Consider the following 19,165-nt stretch of genomic DNA (forward strand, 5'->3'; position numbering starts at 1 on the left):
TCATGGAAGGCAATCGCGCCCGGTGGCGCGGCCGGGCTTCAAACCCGGTTGGGGACGGCATCCGTTCCCGGGCAGGTTCGACTCCGGCTGCCTTCCGCCAATTTCAGAGTGGCGCCAGTTCCTTGATCAGAAAATCAATGAACGTGCGAGTCTTCTGCGGCACCCGCCGCGCCGACGGATAAACCGCGTTGATGCTGATCGGCGGCGCCTGCCATTCGCATAGCACCGACACCAGCCGACCCGACGCCAATGCCTCTTCGACAATGAAATCCGGGAGCAGGGCGATGCCCATCCCGGCTTCGGCTGCTTGGGCGAGCAGGTCACCATTATTGGCGTGCAACGGCCCGGTGACGTTGACCCGTTGTGTCTCCCTGCCGTTGCTCAGTTGCAGGCTGACACCGCTTTGCAAATAGCCGTAGTTCAAGCACTGGTGGGCGGTCAGGTCCTTGGGCATCTTTGGCGTGCCGGCACGTTTCAGATAGGCCGGCGAGGCGACCATGATCCGCGGTGCCGGGGCCAGCAGTCGGGCGATCATGGACGAATCCGGCATGCTCGCAATCCGCAGCGTCACATCAAAACCGCCGCGCACCGGGTCGACTTGCTGATCACTCAGCACAAGCTGCAGCTCGATGTTCGGGTGCAGTTCGTGGAACACCGGGATCAGCGGCCCCAACCGTCGCAGTCCGAACGACATTGGTGCGTTGATCCGCAATACGCCGCGTAACTCACCCACGCCGTCCCGCGCCCGTTGCTCGGCTTCGTCCAGCGAGGCGATCAATTCCCGGGCCGCGTCGTAATACTCGGCGCCTGCTTCGGTCAGGTGAAGGCTGCGCGTGGTGCGTTGCAGCAACTGCACGCCGATGGCCTCTTCCAGTGCCTGAATCTGTTTGCTGACTTTTGAGCGTGGCACATCCATTGCCCGGGCTGCGGCGGCGAAGCCGTTCTCACCGACAGTGGTGATGAAGGCGCGCATGCATTCAATACGATCCATGACTGTCCCTAAATTGGAATCAATGATTCCCGATTTTAGGGAATTGTTCCTTTTGTGGCTAGGGCCTAAATTAGCTACCAAGCCGCCAGCAAACAGCCTTCCAACGAAGCACGCAGCGGCTAACCCATTGAACAGAACTCATCGACATCAAAAGGAACTCGCCATGTCCATCCGTGAATTGCTCAACCCAACCAACTCCGCCCTGATCCTGATCGACCACCAGCCGCAAATGTCCTTCGGCGTGCAATCGATCGATCGCCAGACCCTGAAGAACAACACCGTCGGCCTGGCCAAGGCGGCGAAGATCTTCAACGTGCCGACCATCCTGACCTCGGTAGAAACCGAAAGCTTCAGCGGCTACATCTGGCCGGAGTTGCTCGCCGTGTTCCCGGATCATCAACCCATCGAGCGCACCTCGATGAACTCCTGGGAAGACAAGGCACTGGTCGCGGCGGTGAAAGCCACCGGGCGCAAAAAGCTGATCATGGCTGCGCTCTGGACGGAGGTCTGCCTGAACTTCCCGGCACTCGAAGCCCTGGCCGAAGGCTACGAGGTGTACATCGTGACTGACGCTTCCGGCGGCACGACCAAAGAAGCCCACGATATGTCGGTACAACGAATGATTCAGGCCGGCGCGGTGCCGGTGACCTGGCAACAAGTGTTGCTCGAGTACCAACGTGACTGGGCCCACAAGGAAACCTACGACGCGGTGATGGAACTGGTGCGCGAACACAGCGGCGCCTACGGCATGGGCGTGGATTACGCTTACACCATGGTGCACAAGGCACCGCAACGTAAGATCAAGTAAGCCGAATCGGTCGCCCTCAGGGGCGACCTTTTTTTAAACGTTGTGTACCCGTGCCGTTTCAAGCTGGCAAAGTACTTAAGCCAGTCAATTTCAAGGATGCTCAATTGGACAAGTTGCTCGCCTTGCAGATGTTCGTCCAGACAGTGGATGCCAAAGGTTTCTCCGCGGCCGCCCGGCGGCTTGGGCTTGCGACCTCCTCGGTAACCCGAATGCTCGATGGGCTGGAGGCCGAACTGGGGGCGGTGCTGCTCAATCGCTCCACCCGGCAGGTGACGGTGACTGATGCCGGCGCGGCCTATTACCTCAAAGCCCGGGACATTATCGAGGCGATGGCCGACGCCGATGCCTCAGTGACCGACCGTGGAGAAGCGCCGGCCGGACAATTGCGCATATCGGTGCCGGTGGCGTTCGGCCGTCGACTGATTGCGCCGCACATTGGCGTGTTACTCGAACGCTATCCGAAGCTGGCACTGGACATGACCCTGACCGACGAGATCGTCGACCTGTTGGGTGAGCGCATCGACTTGTCGATTCGATTGGGTTCGGCGGCGGCCATGGATGGTGTCGTCAGCCGTCCGGTCGGCGAGTTTCGTCGCCGCGTGGTCGCCAGTCCGTCTTATCTGGCAGAACGAGGCTTGCCCGAGCAACCGATCGATCTTTTGCAGCATGAATGCCTGCGCTTCAGTTATGGCCCGCAGCAGCAGTTCTGGACTTTTGTCAGGAGCAAAGAGGAACAGAAGGTGCCAATCGATGGCCGCTTCAAGAGCAACAATGCCGAGGTCTTGCGCGAAGTCGCGCTGGCGGCGGGAGGGGTGGCGCTGTTACCCGACTGGCTGGTCAACGAGGACGTCAGCAGCGGTCGATTGACCGCGTTGTTCGAACCGTGGGTGGTCAACCCGAATGACGCCAGTTCGGCGATTTCTGCGTTGTACCTGCCCAACCATCGTGGCTCGAAGCGAGTCAATGCCTTCATCGAATTCCTGGGCGAGATCTTGATACCCAGCCCCTGAGCGTTGCCGGCGGCGCAATGCAACGTTGCGTCGCCGACGGATTCTCTGAGTGAGTGCACAGGCCTAACGTGAAGGCCTGGACACATTCAACGGAGAGCCTCATGAAACCTCAAGCGCCCCTTGCTGACATCCAAGTGACTTATGACTTCATCTGCCCCTGGTGCTGGATTGGCGGTGAGCACCTGGATCGCGCCCTGGCGGCGACCGACCAGTCGGCCTCGCGCCACATCACTTACATGCCTTATCAACTGAACCCGGACATGCCCGCACAAGGGATGGACCGCAAAGTCTATCGCTCGGGCAAGTTCGGCAGTTGGGCGCGCAGTCAGGCCATGGATGCTCAGGTCACTCAGGCAGGCCGCGCAGTGGGCCTGGTCTTTGACTATGACCGTGCCGAGAGAACTCCCAACACCCTCGCAGCACACCGGCTGATCTGGCGTCAGCAGCAGTCGGGTCTGGCGGCCTCTGGTTTGGTCCGGGCGATTTTCAAGGCCTATTTCGGGCAAGGGCGTGACATTGGGGATCTGCAAGTACTGGCCGACATTGCCGGTGAAAATGGCCTCGATCCGGCGCTGATCCTGAGCTTCCTGATATCCGATGAAGGTCGCGCGCAAGTACTGGCGCTGGACGCTTCGGCGAAAACCGGTGAGGTGCGTTCCGTCCCGCATTTTCAGATCGGCACAGAGAGCATCACAGGCGCACAGCCGGCGGCCATTATCAGCCACAGTCTGCTCGCGGGAGAACGCTCATGAGCCCTGCCAATGCCCGGAAGGCGCTGGTGATCGGCGGCTCCCTCGGCGGTTTGTTCGCGGCCACGGCGCTGCGGGCGATCGGTTGGCAAGTCGAGGTCTATGAGCGCTCACCCAAGGCGATGGACAGTCGCGGTGGCGGGATCGTGCTGCAATCGGATGTGCTCCAGCACCTGCGTTTTGCCGGGATCAATCCGGCCAAGGCCTTGGGCGTGCGCTCCCACGACCGGCTCTATCTCGATCGTCTTGGCGCGGTGCTCCATCAACAACCGATGCCGCAGACCCAGACTTCCTGGAACACGCTCTACAACACATTGCTCGCCGGGTTACCGGCCGAGCATTATCACCAAGGGATGAAACTGCTCGACTTCACCCAGCACGACAAACGGGTCACGGCACGGTTTGAGGATGGCAGCAGCGCCGAAGGCGACTTGCTGGTGGGCGCCGACGGCGCCGGTTCGACCGTCCGTGGTTTGTTATTACCGGGCATGGAGCCCTCGTATTCGGGTTATGTGGTGTGGCGCGGTCTGATCGATGAGTCGCGCCTGCCCGAGTTCGCCAAGGCGCAGATCTATGAGGACTTCGTGTTCCAGCATGATCCCGAGTCGATGATGCTGGAATACATGGTGCCGGGCATCGATGGATCGACAGCGCCCGGTGAACGTCGCTTCAACTGGCTCTGGTATCTGAAAGCAGAAGCAGGTGCGCCGCTGGATAAGGTACTGACCGACCGCGACGGTCAGCGCCGTCGTTACTCCATTCCACCCGGTGCACTGGCGACAGAACAGGAGGCGTGGATTCGCGCCCAGGGCGAGGCATTGGCCAATCCGGCCTTTCGTGAGCTGATTCGTCAGACTGAGGATATTTTCGTCCAGGCAATCATCGATTTCAGCGTGCCGCGCATGGTTTTTGATCGCGTCCTGCTAACCGGTGATGCCGCGTTTGTACCGCGTCCGCACACCGCGGGCAGCACCGCAAAAGCCGCGGCGAATGCGTTGGCGCTGGCCGGGGCACTCGCCGGCAAAACTGATCTGGATGCAGCGTTGCAAGTTTGGCAGCGCCAGCAACTCGTTGAAGGCCGGCGTATGGGCGAGTGGGGCGTACGGATGGGGAACGAGATTATGGGTATTGGCCGATAGTCTTTTTTGAGGCGCTAGGGCTCTCGCCAGACACTCATTCCCGGCACGTTGTTACCAATTCTCACGCGGTGGTGCGAAAAAACTCATCAATTCTCAGAATGGATGAGCTTTTTTTTGCCGATTTTTAAGGAGATCCAGTGTTTTCGCGGTGTTCAGACCGTTCGGGGCATGGCTTTATGAAGATGGCCATAAGATTGCATAGGCATGTACATACAAGCTAATGCATTGTTCACAAATCCGTGGTTCGACACAGAACCAATGTGGGAGCGGGCTTGCTCGCGAAAGCGCACTGACAGTCAACGTTGATGTTGGATGTGCTGGCCTCTTCGCGAGCAAGCCCGCTCCCACAGTTTATTTTGTGCAAACCTCCCCGAATTTCGAGAGCAAACGGTTATGAAAACCAACATTTTTCCAGGATGGTATGTAGTGTTCGCAGCGCATCTGCTGCTCGCGCTGATTTTTGGCGGTGCTTACTCCTTCGGCGCGTTTTTCTCGCAGATTCAATCCAACTTCGCTGTCGGGAGCTTCTCGGTTGCGTCGGTGTTTTCACTGACAGCCTTTATTTACTACGTGGTCGGAGTGTTCTCCGGTTCGCTGGCGGATCGCATTTCTACCCGCCGGGTGGTCTGCTCCGGGATTATTTCGCTGGCACTGGGCTTCTTCCTCGCCAGCCTGGCCTCGGGTTCGTTGCAATGGTTTCTGCTGTGGTTCTGCTCCTTGGTCGGATTGGGCGTCGGGCTGGTGTATGTGCCGACGGTGGCTGCGGTGCAGCGCTGGTTCATCAAGCACCGCAGCAAGGCGTCGGGCATTGCGTTGGCTGGCACCGGGGTCGGGACGTTTGTTGGACCGACTGCCGCCGGGCTGTTGATGCAGCATTTTTCCTGGGAAACGACGATGCAGATTTTCGCCGCGACCATTCTGGTCGCGGGATTGCTCGTGGCGGTTCTGGTCAGGGGTAATCCGCAGTCGCTGGGCCTTTTACCGGATGGCCTCGACGCCACTTCGGCGTGCGCCGGGCAGCAGGCGAAACCTGGTGGCATGCGCTTGGCCGAAGCGGCCGCCACAGGGCGATTCTGGTGGTACTTCGGGGCGATTTTCTTTGGCTCGGTCGGGCTGTTTCTGGCGCTGGTGCACATCAATCCCTACGCTCGCCAGTTTGGAATGTCCGCCACCCAGGCCAACCTGTTGATCGGACTGATCGGTGTGGGCAACGTCGGCGGCCGGCTGTTCCTGGGCAGCATCGGTGACCGGATCGGCGCTCGGCGTCTACTGATCGTCCTGACCTTCGCGCTGATGCTGCTCAATCTGCTGTGGCTGGGCGCTCATACCTTCGCCGCGCTGGCGCTGTTTGCCCTGTGTTTCGGTGTGGCCAACGGCGGCTGCATTTCCCTGTATCCGTCGGTGACAGCCAGTTGGTTTGGCACGGCGAACCTGGGGGCGATCCTCGGCGCGCTGTACATTTCGGTCGGGATCGCGGCGCTGATCGGCGGGAGTGTTGCAGGGCTGCTGTTTGACCTTTACCAGAATTACACCGCGTCAATCCTGCTCGGTGCGTTGTGTGCGCTGCTGTCCGTGGGGTTCATCCTGATTGCCGGTCGTCAGCCGCATCAGTCACTGGCTCAGACTCAACTGTCGCGGTGAGCGCCGTTCACCGGCAGGCGACTGCCCAGCCGATAGCGCGAGGAGGGATGGGTCAGGCGCACATAAGTGACGATTTTGCTTTGGCTCCAGGTACGACGCACCAGGATCAGGCAAGGTTCATTGGCGTCGATTTGCATGTGCTTGCTCTCGTCGCTGCTCGGGTGCCCGGCCTCGACGATATGTTCCATCTCGTCGGGGCGGATGACCTGCAACAGATAACGCGCCGGTTGCAGTTGTTCACCAAATTCTTGCAGCAGGAAGTCCGGTACCAGCTCGGGATTGACGTAGCGATCCTCGAACTGCACCGGCACGCCTTCTTCGCTGTGCACGCAGATCAAATGAAACACCGACGAACCGGTGGGCAGCGCCAGGGCGGCAGCCACCGGCATCGACGCCGCTTCACGGCCCAGGTGCAGCACGCTGCAGGAATAACTGTGCCCCCGCGCAATGATTTCGTCGGCGATATTGGTGATGCGCAGCAGGTTCGATTGCGGCTTGCTTTCGGCCACAAACGTCCCGACGCCGGAGACCCTTACCAGATGGCCTTCTTCCGTCAGCTCGCGCAAGGCGCGGTTGACGGTCATGCGTGAAATGCCCAGCTCTTGCACCAGGCGATTTTCCGACGGGATCAGGTCCCCGGGCTTCCATTCGCCACTGCGCAGCTTGTCTTGCACAAAGTCCTTCGCGCGCCGATAGAGGGCTTGCGGTGCATTTTTGATCATGGGTCAGTCCGCGTCTTTTTGAGCGGCAAGAACACTTGCCAGGGCTTTGAGAAAAAGGTCGTTATCCTCACAGCTACCGATGGACACACGCAAGTACTGTGTGTAGCCGTCTTCACGCCAGGGTTTGAGGATCACGCCCTTACGTAGCAAGGCTTGGTTGATGGTTTCAGCCGGATACGGCGTGCTGAAGTACAGGAAGTTGGCCATCGACGGGGCCGGACTCAATCCCATGTTTTGCAGGGCGACCACCATATGCCGCCGCTCGTGAGCGACGTGGGCGAGGGTGGCCTGCAAATGCTCTTCGTCTGCCAGCGCAGCAATGGCCGCAGCCTGGGCTACGCGATTGATGTTGAACGGGGTGCGCAGGCGGTCGATCAGGTTGGCCAGCAGCGGATCGCTGACGATGCCGTAACCGATGCGCAACCCGGCCAGGGAGTAAGCCTTGGAGAAGGTGCGCAGCAGGATGAACGGCTTGCCGCTGGCCTGGATCAACCCAAGGCAATCGGGGTAGTCCGCCTCGAAATCGGCGTACTCGTAATAGGCCTCGTCGAACACCAGCAAACACTGCGCAGGCAGTGCCGCCAACAGCTGTTGCAACTCATCGGCGTCCAGAGTGCAGCCGACCGGGTTGGACGGGCAGGAAAACATCAACAGGCGGGTTTTCGGCGTCAGCGCCGCAATCATCGCCGGCACGTCGAAGCGACCTTCAGCCGTCATCGGCACCCCCGACACCCGGGCACCGGCAGCGATGGGGTAGATGAAGTGCAGGCCGAACGACGGCACCACCGTGACCACTTCATCGCCATGGTCCAGAAACACCCGGCTGATGATGCTCAGCAAATCTTCAGAACCGTTGCCGAACACCAGCTGATTGCCCGGCACGCCGAGTTTCGCTGACAGCGCCGCGCGCAATTCCAGGCAACTGGCATCCGGGTAAAGGGCGATGCTTGAGCAGGCCGTGGCCATGGCGGCGGCCACAGCGGGCGCCGGCCCCAAAGGGTTTTCATTACTACCCAGCTTGGCCACGCGGGTCAGGCCGAAGCGCTGGCGCACGGCTTCGCTGCTGAGGCCGGCGTTGTAGCTGGCGAGGTCGCGCACTTGTGGGCGAGCGAGAAGTTGCAGTTCAGCAGCGTTCATACCAGTGAGGCCTCTTTGTTGTCCTGCCAGAAGGCATTGCGATCCAGATAGTTCTGCAGAAACTGCTGCAGGCGCGGGTGTTCGCTGTTGTGGAAGATTTGCTGCGGCGTGCCTTGGGCCACCACTTGTCCCTGATCGAGGAACACCACCGAGTCGGCGACCTGCGCCGCAAAGCCCATTTCATGGGTGACCACCACCATGGTCATGCCTTCTTTGGCCAGGGTCTTCATCACTTGCAGGACTTCCCCCACCAGTTCCGGGTCGAGCGCCGAGGTCGGCTCATCGAACAACATGATGTGTGGCTCCATCGCCAGCGCTCGGGCAATCGCCACGCGCTGTTGCTGACCACCCGAAAGCTGGATCGGATAGACATCGGCCTTGTGCGCCAGGCCGACTTTGTCGAGCATCGCCAACGCACGCTTGCGCGCTTCGGCAGAAGACAGCTTGCGTACTCGCAGCAAGGCTTCGCTGACATTGCCCAACGCAGTCATGTGCGGCCACAGGTTGAATTGCTGGAAGACCATGCCGACGTTGCGCCGAACCTGATTGATCTGGGATTGCGCGGCGCGTTTACGACCCTTGCCGTTATCCGGCACGAAGCCGAGCAACTGGCCTTCGATATGGATTTCGCCTTCGTCATATTCTTCGAGGAACGCCATGCTGCGCAGCAAGGTGCTTTTGCCCGAGCCTGACGGGCCGATCAGGCACACCACTTCGGAATGCCGGACCTGCAGGTCGATACCTTTGAGCACACGCAGGGTGCCGAAGCTCTTGCCGACATTGTGCAGGCGCAACATGGGTTGCGAGTCGCCGGGGAGTTGTTCGGGAGTCTTCATGGGGTCACCTTGTTTCGGGACGATGGGTTTCAAATGACGTTGTAGATCGTTCATTGCGCCTGCCTGCTCATGAAGCGTCCGACTCGCGTTTCCAGGTACATCCCCAGGCGCGAACAGAACTCGACCAGCAGCAGGTAGCCGATACAGAGCACCAACAGGGTTTCGACGAAGGCGAAGGTTTGCGAGCCGATGCCGGTCATGACCATGGTCAGTTCCGGGATGGTGATGATCGACAAGACGGCGGTTTCCTTGCACAAAATGGTCACCAGGTTGACCAGCGCCGGCAGGATCATCACCAGCATCTGCGGCACCTGGATACGCAGGATGCATTGCCAGCGGGTGATGCCCAGGCAGTCGGCCGCTTCCAGTTGACCGCGGGCTACCGACTCGAAACCGGTGCGGAAGATCTCCGCGAAATAGACGCTGCCATAGATGCCCAGTCCGAGGACACCGGCCGGAATCGGCTCCAGGCTGAGGCCGAACGACGGCCCGCCGTAGTACACCAGGAACAGCTGGACCAGAAACGGCGTGCTGCGGATCACTTCAATGAACGCTCGTAACGGCGCCCGAATCAGGTTGTTGCCAAACAGTTGCGCCACGGCAATCAACAAGCCGAGGAACAACCCGAGCACGACGCCGGCGGACCAGGTGCCGAGGGTGACCGCGAAGCCTTGGGCGATGTCATCGAGGTGCTCGGTGATGATCCGGTAATCGAAGATCATGAGCGTTGCTCCTTCATGCGTCGCTCCAGCAGACCGCCGCAGAACGCCAGTGGAATGTTGATCAGGCAATAGAAGCCGGCCAGCATCAGGTAGTCCTGAACGAACAGGTAATCGCTGGCCGCCAGGTTCTGCGCGGTGCGGGTCAGGTCAGCGAGGCCGACCACCGACACCAGCGAAGACGCCTTGATCAGCAAGATCATTTCGTTGACCAGCGCTGGCAGGGTCAGGCGCACGGCTTGCGGCACGCGGATGCGGATCAGCATTTGCCCGGTACTCATGCCGAGCAGTCCCGCAGCCTCTAACTGACCACCGGGAATGGCGAGGAAACCACCGCGCAGGATCTCGGCGATGTAGGCCCCGGCGCACAACGACAGGCTGATGATTGCGGCCGTCAGCGGCGACACGTTCGGCAGGCCGACCCGTGGCAGGAAGTAATAAACGAACAGCAATTGCACCAGCAGCGGAATGCCCCGGAACACGAAAATGTAGCCGCCACCCAAACGTCGGAACAACGGCACCGGCGACAGGCGCAGGCTGGCGACCAGAATGCCGATGAAAAAACCGATCACCAGGGCGGCGGTGGAGACTTCAAGGGTCACCAGCAGGCTGGTCAGCAGCAACGGCAGGTTCTGCAAAAACAAAGGCCAATCGAACATCGCGGCGACTCCAACTCAGTTGATCGCCGGCCAGGACTGGCCGGCGATCAGGAGCTCCAATGAACAGGCGGGTTTACCAGGTTGGGGTGAAGTCGGCTTTTGGCACGTCCATCTCGGCACCCAGCCATTTTTTCTGCAACGCAGCGAGGCGACCGTCGTCGTGCATTTTCAGCAGCGCGGCATCGAGGGCGGCGATCAGGCTGTTGGCGTCGTCATCCTTGCGGCCCAGGAAGGCGAAGTAGGATTTTTTGCCGAATGGCGGAAGGATCACTTTGAACGCCTTGCTACGCTCGGCGGCAACGTAGGAGATGTTCGGCAGCGAGTTGGCAACCGCAACGATGCGCTTGGCCGCCAAGTCGGCGTAGGCCTGGTTGTTGTCGACGTATTCGCGGATCGTGACTTTCTCTGGCAGCGTGGCAGCGAAGGTCTTGAGCTCTTCGAGTTGCGCCGAACCTTTGCCCGCACCCACGGCCTTGCCGGCGATGTCTTGCGGTTTGGTGATGGTGGTGTCGCTGGCGCCGACCATCAGTGCAACGGTGGCTTCAGCGATCGGCAGCATGAAGTGATAACGCTCTTTACGGGCCTGGGTCACGATGATCGGGCCTGCGACCATGTCGAATTTCTTCGCTTCAAGCCCTGGCAATACGCTGGGCCATGGCAGGTCGATGAACTTCACCTTGACCCCCAACTCCTTGCCCAACTGATCGAACAACTCTGAGTTGAGGCCTTTCTGCTTGCCGTTATCAGTGAAATCGAAAGGCGCAAATTGCAGCTCGGTACCCACCACCAGTTCACCGGCTTTTTTTACATCCGCCAGTTGATCAGCGTGTGCAGCCAGGGACGCGACAGTCAGGGTCAGAGCGAGGCACAGGCCGTTGAATCGTTTACTGAATAGAGAATCGAGTTGCATGGTGTCACTCCTTCAGGGGATACAGCGAGGTTGGGTGTAAGTCCTGCGGTGATTCAGGAGGGCAACAGCAGTTAACGTGCCACTCCGGTATATACAGGCTCTCAGCCGAGGATTTTTCCCGGGTTGAGAATGCCGTTGGGGTCAAAGCAGTCCTTGAGTTGGCGCATCACCGCGAGGGCTTCGGGGCCGACCGAGTGATGAAGAAACTCGCGCTTGAGCAGGCCGATGCCATGCTCGGCCGAGACCGAACCACCCAGCTCGCCGACGGCGCTATAAACCAGCTCTTCTATTTCCAGAATCGGCGCCGGCTGCGGCAAAGACTGGCAGTCCACGGTCAGGTGCAGGTTGCTGTCACCGATGTGTCCGAAATACACGCTGCGGTTGCCCGGCCAGCGTTCTTCCAGACGTGCGCGGCAACGCTCGACAAAGTCGCCGATAAGGCCGATGGGCAGGCTGACGTCGAAGTTCAGCGGGGTCATGCGGGTCGGGAATTCACCGGTGGCTTCACGGATTTTCCAAAGCCCACGGGCTTGGGTCTGGGAGCTGGCGAGCACTGCATCGAGCACCTCACCGGCGCCGAACGCTTCTTCCAGCGACGCTTCGAGTTGATTCTGCGGGCCGGCCGATTCGAGCAGCACGTACAGCGGATGGTCCAGCGACATCGGGGCGGTTGCGTTTTCCAGCCAACTCACTCCGAGACGGAAGAAGTCTTGCCACATCAGTTCATAGGCTTGCGGCGTGCCGACGCTGCGCTGAATCTGCCGCAACAGGCTGACGGCACTGGCGTAGTCGGGTAGGGCGCAGAGCAAAGTGCTGGTCTGGCCCGGTTGCGGCGCCAGCTTCAACACCGCGCGGGTAATCACGCCCAAGGTGCCTTCACTGCCGATGAAGCACTGTTTCAGGTCATAACCGCAGTTGTTCTTGATCATTTTGTTGCGCAAATCGAGTACCCGGCCATCGGCCAGAACCACCTCCAGCCCGAGCACCAGATCGCGGGTCATGCCGTAGCGAATCACCGCGTTGCCACCGGCATTGGTGGCGATGTTGCCGCCGATCTGGCACGAGCCTCGGGCACCCAGATCCAGTGGGAAGACAAACCCTGCGTTGAGCGCAGCTTGCTGGATCTCCTCCAGCGTGGTGCCGGCCCACACGCTGATGGTGGCCGCCGCCGGGTCAATCTCTTCAATGCCGCGCAAGCGTTCCAGGGACAAGGCGATGTCGCTGGCCCGAGGCACCGCGCCGCCAGCCAGCCCGGTCATGCCGCCCTGGGGAACCACCGCTTGTTTGGCCTCGTTGCAAATTCGCAGGGCGCTGGCGACGTGCGCGGTGGTCCGGGGTAACAACAGCGCAGCGGGGCAGGCCGGGGCATGACCGGTCCAGTCGCTGTAGTGGCGTTGACTGATATCGGCGCCAGTGATTACCGCGTCGTCACCCAGTGCCTGACGCAATTGTTCGAGGGTGTGTTGTAGATCGGTCATCAGTTCAACTCACGGTCAGGGGAAGTGGCGGTTGTCGTGATCAGTGCACGACGATCAAGTTGCTCAAGGTCCGGAGTGCCCAGCAAAGACAAGGCCAGGCGCAGCTCTTGCGCCAGCAGATCGAGGGCATGACCTGCACCTGCCTGTCCGCCGACGGCGACTCCATAAAGCGTAGATCGCCCCAGCAACACCGCATCGGCGCCGAGTGCACAGGCTTTCAGAATGTCGGTGCCGCGACGTATACCGCTGTCGAGCAGCAAAGCGAGTTTGCCTTTGGCCACGGCGGCAATCGCTGGCAGGCAGTCGAGGCTGGCGGGAACACCGTCCAGTTGCCGGCCGCCATGGTTACTCACCACTAATCCATCGAGCCCCAGGGCCACGGCTTTCTCGGCATCTGCCGGGTGCAGCACGCCTTTGAGTAACAGCTTGTGCGGCCAGCGTTCGCGCAATCGGGCGAGGGCGTCCCAGTCGAGCCCGGTGTCCATCTGGCTACCGATGAACTGTGCGGCGCCTTCGATGGTGCGTTGTCCGGGTGGTAGATAACGTTCGATGTTGCCGAGAGTCGGCAGACCGTGCGGCCACAACGCTTGGGCCATCCAGCGTGGATGACAGAGCACGTCGAGCTTGTTGCGCAGGCTCAGTTGCCGGGGGCGGACGAAATTGCGTCGATCCCATTCCCGATTGCCCAGCAACACCGCGTCGCTGGTCAGCAGCAGGGTTTTGCAACCGACCGCATCGGCACGTTGCAACAGGTCTTCACGCACGGCGGGGTCGCGCAGGCAATACAGTTGAAACCAGAGATTCACCTCGGGCACTGCCGCTACCACATCCTCGAGGGAACTGGTGGAGACGGTGCTGAGGGTGAAGGGCAGGCCACGCTCCGTTGCGGCCCAGGCCAAGTGAATATCGGCGTCGCGATAAAGCATGGCGTTGTAGCCAGTCGGACCGATGGCCATTGGCAGCGGCAGGTCTCGCCCGAACAGCGAACACCGGGTTTGCGTGGTCGCGCAAGGCATCAAGGTGCGGGGCAGCAAAGCGATGTCGGCGAAGACCTGGCGGTTTCGCCGCAACGTCAGTTCTTCCTCGGCGCCGCCTTCCAGGTATTCCCAGGCGAAATGCGGCAAGCGTCGCCGTGCCATTGCAGCCAGTTCGGCAATGCTCTGTGCCCGATGAATATCCGACCCTGAATAGTAGCGACGCATGGCGATCCCTTTGGCGTGATGAAAGCGGCGCAGACAGGCTGCGCCGACGAGTTTGCGATCAGGCGTACAGGCGTTCGGCAGGCAACCAACGCTCGAACCCGGCACCTTCCACCCAGGCGCGAGCGGCCACGATGTCCGGGGCGAAGTAACGGTCTTCGTCGTAGTGCGCGACTTCGCTGCGGATCATCGCCAGGACTTCACCAAGTTTTTCCGAGGTCTTGAGCGGGGCATGCAAATCCACGCCCTGAGCTGCACCGAGCAGTTCGATCGCCACCACGGCGCTGCTGTTACCGGCCATATCCAGTAGGCGACGGGCCGCGAAGGTTGCCATCGACACGTGGTCTTCCTGGTTGGCCGAGGTCGGCAGACTGTCGACCGACGCCGGGTGCGCCAGGGTTTTGTTTTCCGACGCCAGCGCGGCAGCGGTCACTTGAGCGATCATGAAACCCGAGTTCAGGCCACCTTCGCGCACCAGAAAGGCCGGTAGGCCGGAGAGCGCCGGGTCAACCAGTTGGGCAATCCGGCGTTCCGAGAGCGCACCGATTTCGGAAATCGCCAAGGCCAGTACATCGGCGGCCATCGCCACCGGTTCGGCGTGAAAGTTGCCACCCGACAGCACGTCGCCGTCAGCGCTGAACACCAGCGGGTTATCCGAAACTGCGTTGGATTCACGCAGGAACACACCCGCAGCAAAGCGCAAATGGTCCAGGCAGGCGCCCATGACTTGTGGCTGGCAGCGCAGCGAATACGGGTCTTGAACCCGTGTGCAATCGATATGCGATTGACGAATCTCACTGTTCGCCAGCAGTTCGCGGTAGTACAGCGCCACATCGATTTGCCCCGGCTGACCGCGTACGGCCTGGATGCGTGGGTCGAACGGCACATCGGAGCCTTTCAAGGCTTCCACGCTCAGACTGCCGGCCACTACGGCCGCGGTGAACAGTTTCTCGGCGGCAAACAACCCGCGCAGCGCCAGAGCCGTGGACACCTGGGTGCCATTGATCAGCGCCAGACCTTCCTTCGGCCCCAGCACCAGTGGTTCCAGACCGGCAATCGCCAGGCCTTCGATGGCGTCCATCTCACGCCCGTTATGACGGACGCGGCCGACACCAATCAGCACCGCCGACATATGCGCCAACGGGGCCAGGTCACCCGAGGCGCCGACCGAACCCTGAGACGGAATGCACGGATAGACCTTGGCGACATACAGCTGAACCAGTGCTTGAATCACTTCCCAACGGATGCCGGAAAAACCCCGGGCCAGGGACCCAACCTTCAACGCCATGATCAGGCCGACACTGGCGTCATCGAGCAGCGGACCGGTGCCGGTGCAGTGCGAGAGCAACAGATTGCGCTGCAACTTGGTCAGCGACTCGGTCGGGATCTTCGTTCTGGCCAGCAGGCCAAAACCAGTATTGATGCCGTACACCGTGCGTTCGTTGGCAATGATCTGGTTCACGGTGCGGGTGCTGGCCTCCACGGTTTCGCGGGCCTGCGGGTCCAGTTCAATGGCGCATTGCTTCTGATAGATGACGCGCAATTGATCGAGCGTGAGTTGACCGGGTTTGAGCAGCAGAGGTGTGTGCATTGCAATGTCCTGGGGCAGTGGTGGGTGGAATAGGCAGCTATATCATCCTGTATATACAGGTAGAGCAATATGCGGGCCAAAATTACCGTTACCGTCAGAGATGCGCGTTTCAGACACGCGCTGTGCAGGTTTTAAAAGAGCCCGTCGGCTTGCCAACCTTTGAATGTGTAACCGAAAGCTGCACCAAATGCGCGCTCGGCGCACACTGTTGGGGCGTATGGAAACCAATGAACACTGGAGATTAGATCGAGTCTGGATTATTGAACAACCAACGCGGGCCTTGGCGTATGGGGATTGGTGAAACGGAATCGTGGAACGGCACAGTAAATGCTTTTAGCTGTATATACAGGTAGCTCGCTGTTGAGTCAGATACCTGATCAACCACCCAGCACCATGACCCCAGGAGTGAGCATGTCTTCTACTATTCATCTGCCTCTGATCGATATGTCCGGTGTTCGCGAAGGTGACAAGGCGAGTATTCGTCGAGCCGCCGACGCGATTCGAACTGCCTGCTGCGACATCGGCTTCTTCTACATCATCAATCACGGGGTGCCGCAGCCGGTGATCGACCGGGCAATGTCGGCCGCCGGAGAATTCTTTGCCTACCCGGCCGAGGTCAAGCGTCAGGTAGCGGTCAACAAACGGCATCGTGGCTGGCACGCGTTGGGCGGGGCGACCATGTACGAAGCCACCAAACCCGATCACAAGGAATTTTTCAGTATCGGGCTCGAACTGGACGAGGATGATCCCAGCGTGCTCGCCGGTGAGGCGCTGCGTGGGCCGAACCAGTGGCCGGAGTTCATGCCATCGCTGCGTGAGGCTTTGGCCGATTATTACCGGGAAGTCGCCATGGCCGGAGCCGATCTGTTGAGGGTGGTGGCAGTGGGGCTGGGCATTGACGAAGATTTTTTCACCGACAAATACACCAAGCCCTTGCAGCGCACCCAGATGGTCTATTACCCACCGCAACCGCCCCAGGCTGAAGCGGATCAGTTCGGGGTAGCGCCGCACACTGACTACGGTTGCATCACGTTGCTGTATCAGGACAACAGTGGTGGTTTGCAGGTCCGTGAACTGGGCTCCAACCGCTGGATCGATGCCACGCCGATCCCCGGCAGCCTGGTGGTGAACGTCGGTGACCTGTTGGCGCACTGGTCCAACGATCGTTTTCGCTCAACGCTGCATCGGGTAATCAACACCTCGGGCCACGAGCGCTACTCCATCGCCACGTTCTACGACCCGACCTATGGCGCCAACGTCGATCCTTGCGACTTGGGCATCGACCCGGCGCAGAGCCTGTATCCACCGGTGGCGGCGGGGGATTACATCCTCAAGCGGATCGATGACTCGATGGCGTATCGCAAAAAGCAGGCATAAGCCTGAGGATTGAAATGCACTCCTGTGGGAGCGGGCTTGCTCGCGAAGAGGGCGTGTCAGTCGACATCAATGCTCACTGAACCACCGCTTTCGCGAGCAAGCCCGCTCCCACAGGTTGTGCGCCTTAACTGACTGACGTTTGGCATAGCGCCAATCAAAGGTGACCGAAGTTCAGCGGGTACTGAACCACGACATAAACCCTGTCGATGTCATCGCCCGCCTGGGCGGTGTTGGCCCGATGCGACACATGGGACAGTTGCAGAGATAAGTCCTTAGCCGGGCCGGATTGCACGACGTAGCGCAAATCGATGTCGCGCTCCCAGTGCCGTCCGCCATCGCCTTGCTGGGGGTCGTACTCGCCGGTCGCTGCGTCGAACGGGTTGTAGGCACCGCCCTTGGGCGCATGGGTGCCGTCGATGTCGCGGCCGGTCACGTAACGGGTCATGAACTTCAGCCCGGGAATGCCGAATGCTCCCAAATCGAGGTCGTAGCGAGCTTGCCAGGAGCGCTCGTGGGCGCCGTTGAAGTCGGCGTACTTGATCGAGTTCGCGAGGTAAATGGAGTCGCCGCCGACGAAATCGAACGGGGTGTCGCCATTGATTTGCTGATAGGCCAGGGTGAATCCATGCGCGCCAAGGGTGTACTTGCCCGACAGGCTGTAGGCCGTGTTGTCGATTGCTCCCGCCAGTGCCCGGCCGGTGTCTTGCGTGTGATAGAGATTGGCGTCGAGGAAAACATCCGATTGCTTCAGGTGCAGATTGCCGTAGTACTGGTGCCAGGTGTCGCTCAGTTCGGAGGCGTACAACGCGCCGCCCAGCGGGCTGTTGGTGAACAGGTCGGCGCCGAGAAAGCTAATGCCGCCCGCCTCAGTGTTGGCACCGTAACCGTAAAAGTCGCCCTTGCTTGATGAACTGTCCTGGTTCTTGAACGCCGTGAAGTGCCCGGCCACCAGGTTCATTCCGTCGATTTCCCGGCTGTTCATCAGAAAACCCGTGGCGTACTCCGGTTGCAGGCGTTTGTCCGAGGTGTCGAACACCGGGGTTTCCACGGTCATTTCACCGAAGGCCAGGGTGGTGCGGGACGCCTTGAGCTTGATCGCGCCGCCGCCACTGGAGTAGTTGCTTTCGCTGCGGCCATCATCATCAACCGGCAGTAATCCGGTGCCTGAATGTCCTTTGCCGCCGTCGAGCTTGAGCCCGAGAAACGCGTGGGCGTCGAGGCCAAAGCCAATCGTGCCGTCGGTGAAACCGGATTCAAAAGAGCTGATAAACCCTTGAGCCCACTCCTGTTTGTAGCTTTTTCCGGAGGGCGAGGGTGAGCGGTAGTCGCTGTTGAGGTAGAAGTTTCGACTCAATACACCCAGCGTCGCGCCGTCCAGGAAACCTTGCGCGGTGGGTGCCGGTTCATCGGCCAGGACGGTGCCGGCGAACAGAATCGTCATGGCGGCAAGGGATTTACAGTGTTGTGTAGAAAAGGTCATGGGCGATCACCACGAGGCAGCGACTGCGCGGGACCCGCAGTCGCTGTTGTTGCTTAATGGCCTTCGGACGCGCCGAACATGGTTTTGGCGTAGATCAAGCCCAAGCCATAAGAACCACCATTGGCGATCGAGGTTTTCACGGTTTCTTCGTAAGTCTCGGTACGCGCCCAGTCACGTTGCAGTTCCAGCAGGTATTGCAGCGACGTCATTGGGCGGGCGCCGAGCTGGACCATGCGCTGTATGGCCATTTCATGGGCTTCGATGGAAACATCGCCGCAAGCATCGGCGATGAAATACACCTCGAAACCCTGGTCGATGGCCGACAGGGCCGGGCCGACGATGCACACCGAAGTCCACAGGCCGGCCAGGACGATTTTCTGCTTGCCGAACTTGTTGACTTCAACGGCGATGCGCTCGTCTTCCCAGGTGTTCATGCTGGTGCGGTCGATCACGTGGTGTTCCGGAAACACCGACTTGATTTCGTCGAAGATCGGCCCGGAAAAACTCTTCTCGGCGACGGTGGTGAGGATGGTCGAGACCTTGAAACCACGAGCAGCCTTGGCCACCAGTGCGGCGTTGTTGCGCAGGGTCACGGCATCGATGGACTTGGTCGCAAAGGACATCTGCGACTGGTGGTCGATCATGATCAGGGTGTGGTCGGTTGGGGTCAGCAGGGTTTTACCGGGCGCTGCTTTTGCAATGGCCATCACGAGGTCCTT

18 protein-coding genes and 1 tRNA gene are annotated in these 19,165 nt (G+C 60.3%); 7 read left to right on the forward strand and 12 right to left on the reverse strand.

The features are described from left to right. The first annotated feature begins 4 nt into the window (after nucleotides 1-4). Nucleotides 5-100: transfer RNA gene (locus AC1MEW_RS18905), tRNA-Sec, on the forward strand. Nucleotides 101-103: 3 nt separating this feature from the next. On the opposite strand, the gene AC1MEW_RS18910 is transcribed toward AC1MEW_RS18905, so the two are convergent. Next, nucleotides 104-991, reverse strand: coding sequence for a LysR family transcriptional regulator (locus AC1MEW_RS18910; protein ID WP_201255173.1), 888 nt, complete (start codon nucleotides 989-991; stop codon nucleotides 104-106). Nucleotides 992-1,154: 163 nt separating this feature from the next. On the opposite strand from AC1MEW_RS18910, the gene AC1MEW_RS18915 reads away from it, so the two are divergent. The 5 genes from AC1MEW_RS18915 to AC1MEW_RS18935 all read left to right on the forward strand — a co-directional run bounded on the left by AC1MEW_RS18915 (nucleotide 1,155) and on the right by AC1MEW_RS18935 (nucleotide 6,338). Further along, complete coding sequence (locus AC1MEW_RS18915) at nucleotides 1,155-1,799, forward strand: hydrolase (protein ID WP_201255172.1); 645 nt, start codon at nucleotides 1,155-1,157, stop codon at nucleotides 1,797-1,799. 104 nt (nucleotides 1,800-1,903) lie between these two features. Continuing rightward, entirely contained in the window at nucleotides 1,904-2,809 is a 906-nt protein-coding gene (locus AC1MEW_RS18920) for a LysR family transcriptional regulator (protein WP_480423157.1), read from the forward strand. A 101-nt stretch (nucleotides 2,810-2,910) separates the two neighbouring features. Then, nucleotides 2,911-3,561 (forward strand): DsbA family oxidoreductase, encoded by a 651-nt coding sequence (locus AC1MEW_RS18925; RefSeq protein WP_480423158.1) that lies wholly within the window; start codon nucleotides 2,911-2,913, stop codon nucleotides 3,559-3,561. Next, entirely contained in the window at nucleotides 3,558-4,697 is a 1,140-nt protein-coding gene (locus AC1MEW_RS18930; RefSeq protein WP_480423159.1) for an FAD binding domain-containing protein, read from the forward strand. The genes AC1MEW_RS18925 and AC1MEW_RS18930 overlap by 4 nt, the downstream gene beginning before the upstream one ends. Before the next feature lie 426 nt (nucleotides 4,698-5,123). Beyond that, the gene (locus AC1MEW_RS18935; RefSeq protein ID WP_480423160.1) at nucleotides 5,124-6,338 is read left to right on the forward strand and encodes an MFS transporter; all 1,215 of its coding nucleotides are present in this window, start codon (nucleotides 5,124-5,126) and stop codon (nucleotides 6,336-6,338) included. Here AC1MEW_RS18935 and hutC read toward each other — a convergent pair. The 9 genes from hutC to hutH all read right to left on the reverse strand — a co-directional run bounded on the left by hutC (nucleotide 6,323) and on the right by hutH (nucleotide 15,589). Beyond that, nucleotides 6,323-7,060, reverse strand: coding sequence for a histidine utilization repressor (gene hutC / locus AC1MEW_RS18940; RefSeq protein WP_322268631.1), 738 nt, complete (start codon nucleotides 7,058-7,060; stop codon nucleotides 6,323-6,325). The genes AC1MEW_RS18935 and hutC overlap by 16 nt on opposite strands. 3 nt (nucleotides 7,061-7,063) lie before the next feature. Beyond that, nucleotides 7,064-8,197 carry a histidinol-phosphate transaminase gene (hisC, locus tag AC1MEW_RS18945; RefSeq protein WP_480423161.1) on the reverse strand — a complete coding sequence of 378 codons (1,134 nt, stop codon included), beginning with the start codon at nucleotides 8,195-8,197 and terminating at the stop codon, nucleotides 7,064-7,066. Beyond that, the gene (locus AC1MEW_RS18950) at nucleotides 8,194-8,994 is read right to left on the reverse strand and encodes an amino acid ABC transporter ATP-binding protein (RefSeq protein ID WP_201197712.1); all 801 of its coding nucleotides are present in this window, start codon (nucleotides 8,992-8,994) and stop codon (nucleotides 8,194-8,196) included. The genes hisC and AC1MEW_RS18950 overlap by 4 nt, the downstream gene beginning before the upstream one ends. Nucleotides 8,995-9,083: 89 nt before the next feature. Then, a complete protein-coding gene (locus AC1MEW_RS18955; RefSeq protein WP_201197641.1) occupies nucleotides 9,084-9,755 on the reverse strand; it encodes an amino acid ABC transporter permease in 672 nt (223 codons plus the stop codon). After that, nucleotides 9,752-10,411, reverse strand: coding sequence for an amino acid ABC transporter permease (locus AC1MEW_RS18960; protein WP_201197642.1), 660 nt, complete (start codon nucleotides 10,409-10,411; stop codon nucleotides 9,752-9,754). Before AC1MEW_RS18960 ends, AC1MEW_RS18955 begins: the two co-directional genes overlap by 4 nt. Nucleotides 10,412-10,484: 73 nt before the next feature. Then, nucleotides 10,485-11,321, reverse strand: coding sequence for a transporter substrate-binding domain-containing protein (locus tag AC1MEW_RS18965; protein WP_201255165.1), 837 nt, complete (start codon nucleotides 11,319-11,321; stop codon nucleotides 10,485-10,487). 101 nt (nucleotides 11,322-11,422) lie between these two features. Next, on the reverse strand, nucleotides 11,423-12,799 hold the full coding sequence (locus tag AC1MEW_RS18970; RefSeq protein ID WP_480423163.1) for an FAD-binding oxidoreductase: 1,377 nt from the start codon (nucleotides 12,797-12,799) through the stop codon (nucleotides 11,423-11,425). Next, a complete protein-coding gene (locus tag AC1MEW_RS18975; protein ID WP_480423164.1) occupies nucleotides 12,799-14,001 on the reverse strand; it encodes an alpha-hydroxy acid oxidase in 1,203 nt (400 codons plus the stop codon). Before AC1MEW_RS18975 ends, AC1MEW_RS18970 begins: the two co-directional genes overlap by 1 nt. 58 nt (nucleotides 14,002-14,059) lie before the next feature. Then, on the reverse strand, nucleotides 14,060-15,589 hold the full coding sequence (gene hutH / locus AC1MEW_RS18980) for a histidine ammonia-lyase (protein ID WP_201255162.1): 1,530 nt from the start codon (nucleotides 15,587-15,589) through the stop codon (nucleotides 14,060-14,062). 411 nt (nucleotides 15,590-16,000) lie between these two features. Here hutH and AC1MEW_RS18985 point away from each other — a divergent pair, with 411 nt between their 5' ends. Continuing rightward, nucleotides 16,001-16,966, forward strand: a complete 966-nt coding sequence (locus AC1MEW_RS18985) for an isopenicillin N synthase family dioxygenase (protein ID WP_201255161.1) — start codon at nucleotides 16,001-16,003, stop codon at nucleotides 16,964-16,966. A 154-nt stretch (nucleotides 16,967-17,120) separates the two neighbouring features. Here the strand turns inward: AC1MEW_RS18985 and AC1MEW_RS18990 are convergent, their stop codons facing one another. Continuing rightward, nucleotides 17,121-18,407, reverse strand: coding sequence for an OprD family porin (locus tag AC1MEW_RS18990; protein WP_480427285.1), 1,287 nt, complete (start codon nucleotides 18,405-18,407; stop codon nucleotides 17,121-17,123). Between the two features lie 92 nt (nucleotides 18,408-18,499). Then, a complete protein-coding gene (locus AC1MEW_RS18995) occupies nucleotides 18,500-19,153 on the reverse strand; it encodes a hydrolase (protein WP_201255159.1) in 654 nt (217 codons plus the stop codon). Between the last annotated feature and the right edge of the window lie 12 nt (nucleotides 19,154-19,165).

It is taken from the genome of Pseudomonas sp. ASL4 (assembly GCF_056680395.1).

Excerpts from the sequence above, each read along its gene's own strand:
- AC1MEW_RS18910 (WP_201255173.1), bottom strand. The coding sequence starts at position 991 with ATGGATCGTATTGAATGCATGCGCGCCTTCATCACCACTGTCGGTGAG.
- AC1MEW_RS18915 (WP_201255172.1), top strand. The coding sequence starts at position 1,155 with ATGTCCATCCGTGAATTGCTCAACCCAACCAACTCCGCCCTGATCCTG.
- AC1MEW_RS18925 (WP_480423158.1), top strand. The coding sequence starts at position 2,911 with ATGAAACCTCAAGCGCCCCTTGCTGACATCCAAGTGACTTATGACTTC.
- AC1MEW_RS18930 (WP_480423159.1), top strand. The coding sequence starts at position 3,558 with ATGAGCCCTGCCAATGCCCGGAAGGCGCTGGTGATCGGCGGCTCCCTC.
- hutC (WP_322268631.1), bottom strand. The coding sequence starts at position 7,060 with ATGATCAAAAATGCACCGCAAGCCCTCTATCGGCGCGCGAAGGACTTT.
- hisC (WP_480423161.1), bottom strand. The coding sequence starts at position 8,197 with ATGAACGCTGCTGAACTGCAACTTCTCGCTCGCCCACAAGTGCGCGAC.
- AC1MEW_RS18950 (WP_201197712.1), bottom strand. The coding sequence starts at position 8,994 with ATGTTGCGCCTGCACAATGTCGGCAAGAGCTTCGGCACCCTGCGTGTG.
- AC1MEW_RS18955 (WP_201197641.1), bottom strand. The coding sequence starts at position 9,755 with ATGATCTTCGATTACCGGATCATCACCGAGCACCTCGATGACATCGCC.
- AC1MEW_RS18960 (WP_201197642.1), bottom strand. The coding sequence starts at position 10,411 with ATGTTCGATTGGCCTTTGTTTTTGCAGAACCTGCCGTTGCTGCTGACC.
- AC1MEW_RS18965 (WP_201255165.1), bottom strand. The coding sequence starts at position 11,321 with ATGCAACTCGATTCTCTATTCAGTAAACGATTCAACGGCCTGTGCCTC.
- AC1MEW_RS18970 (WP_480423163.1), bottom strand. The coding sequence starts at position 12,799 with ATGACCGATCTACAACACACCCTCGAACAATTGCGTCAGGCACTGGGT.
- AC1MEW_RS18975 (WP_480423164.1), bottom strand. The coding sequence starts at position 14,001 with ATGCGTCGCTACTATTCAGGGTCGGATATTCATCGGGCACAGAGCATT.
- hutH (WP_201255162.1), bottom strand. The coding sequence starts at position 15,589 with ATGCACACACCTCTGCTGCTCAAACCCGGTCAACTCACGCTCGATCAA.
- AC1MEW_RS18985 (WP_201255161.1), top strand. The coding sequence starts at position 16,001 with ATGTCTTCTACTATTCATCTGCCTCTGATCGATATGTCCGGTGTTCGC.
- AC1MEW_RS18990 (WP_480427285.1), bottom strand. The coding sequence starts at position 18,407 with ATGACGATTCTGTTCGCCGGCACCGTCCTGGCCGATGAACCGGCACCC.
- AC1MEW_RS18995 (WP_201255159.1), bottom strand. The coding sequence starts at position 19,153 with ATGGCCATTGCAAAAGCAGCGCCCGGTAAAACCCTGCTGACCCCAACC.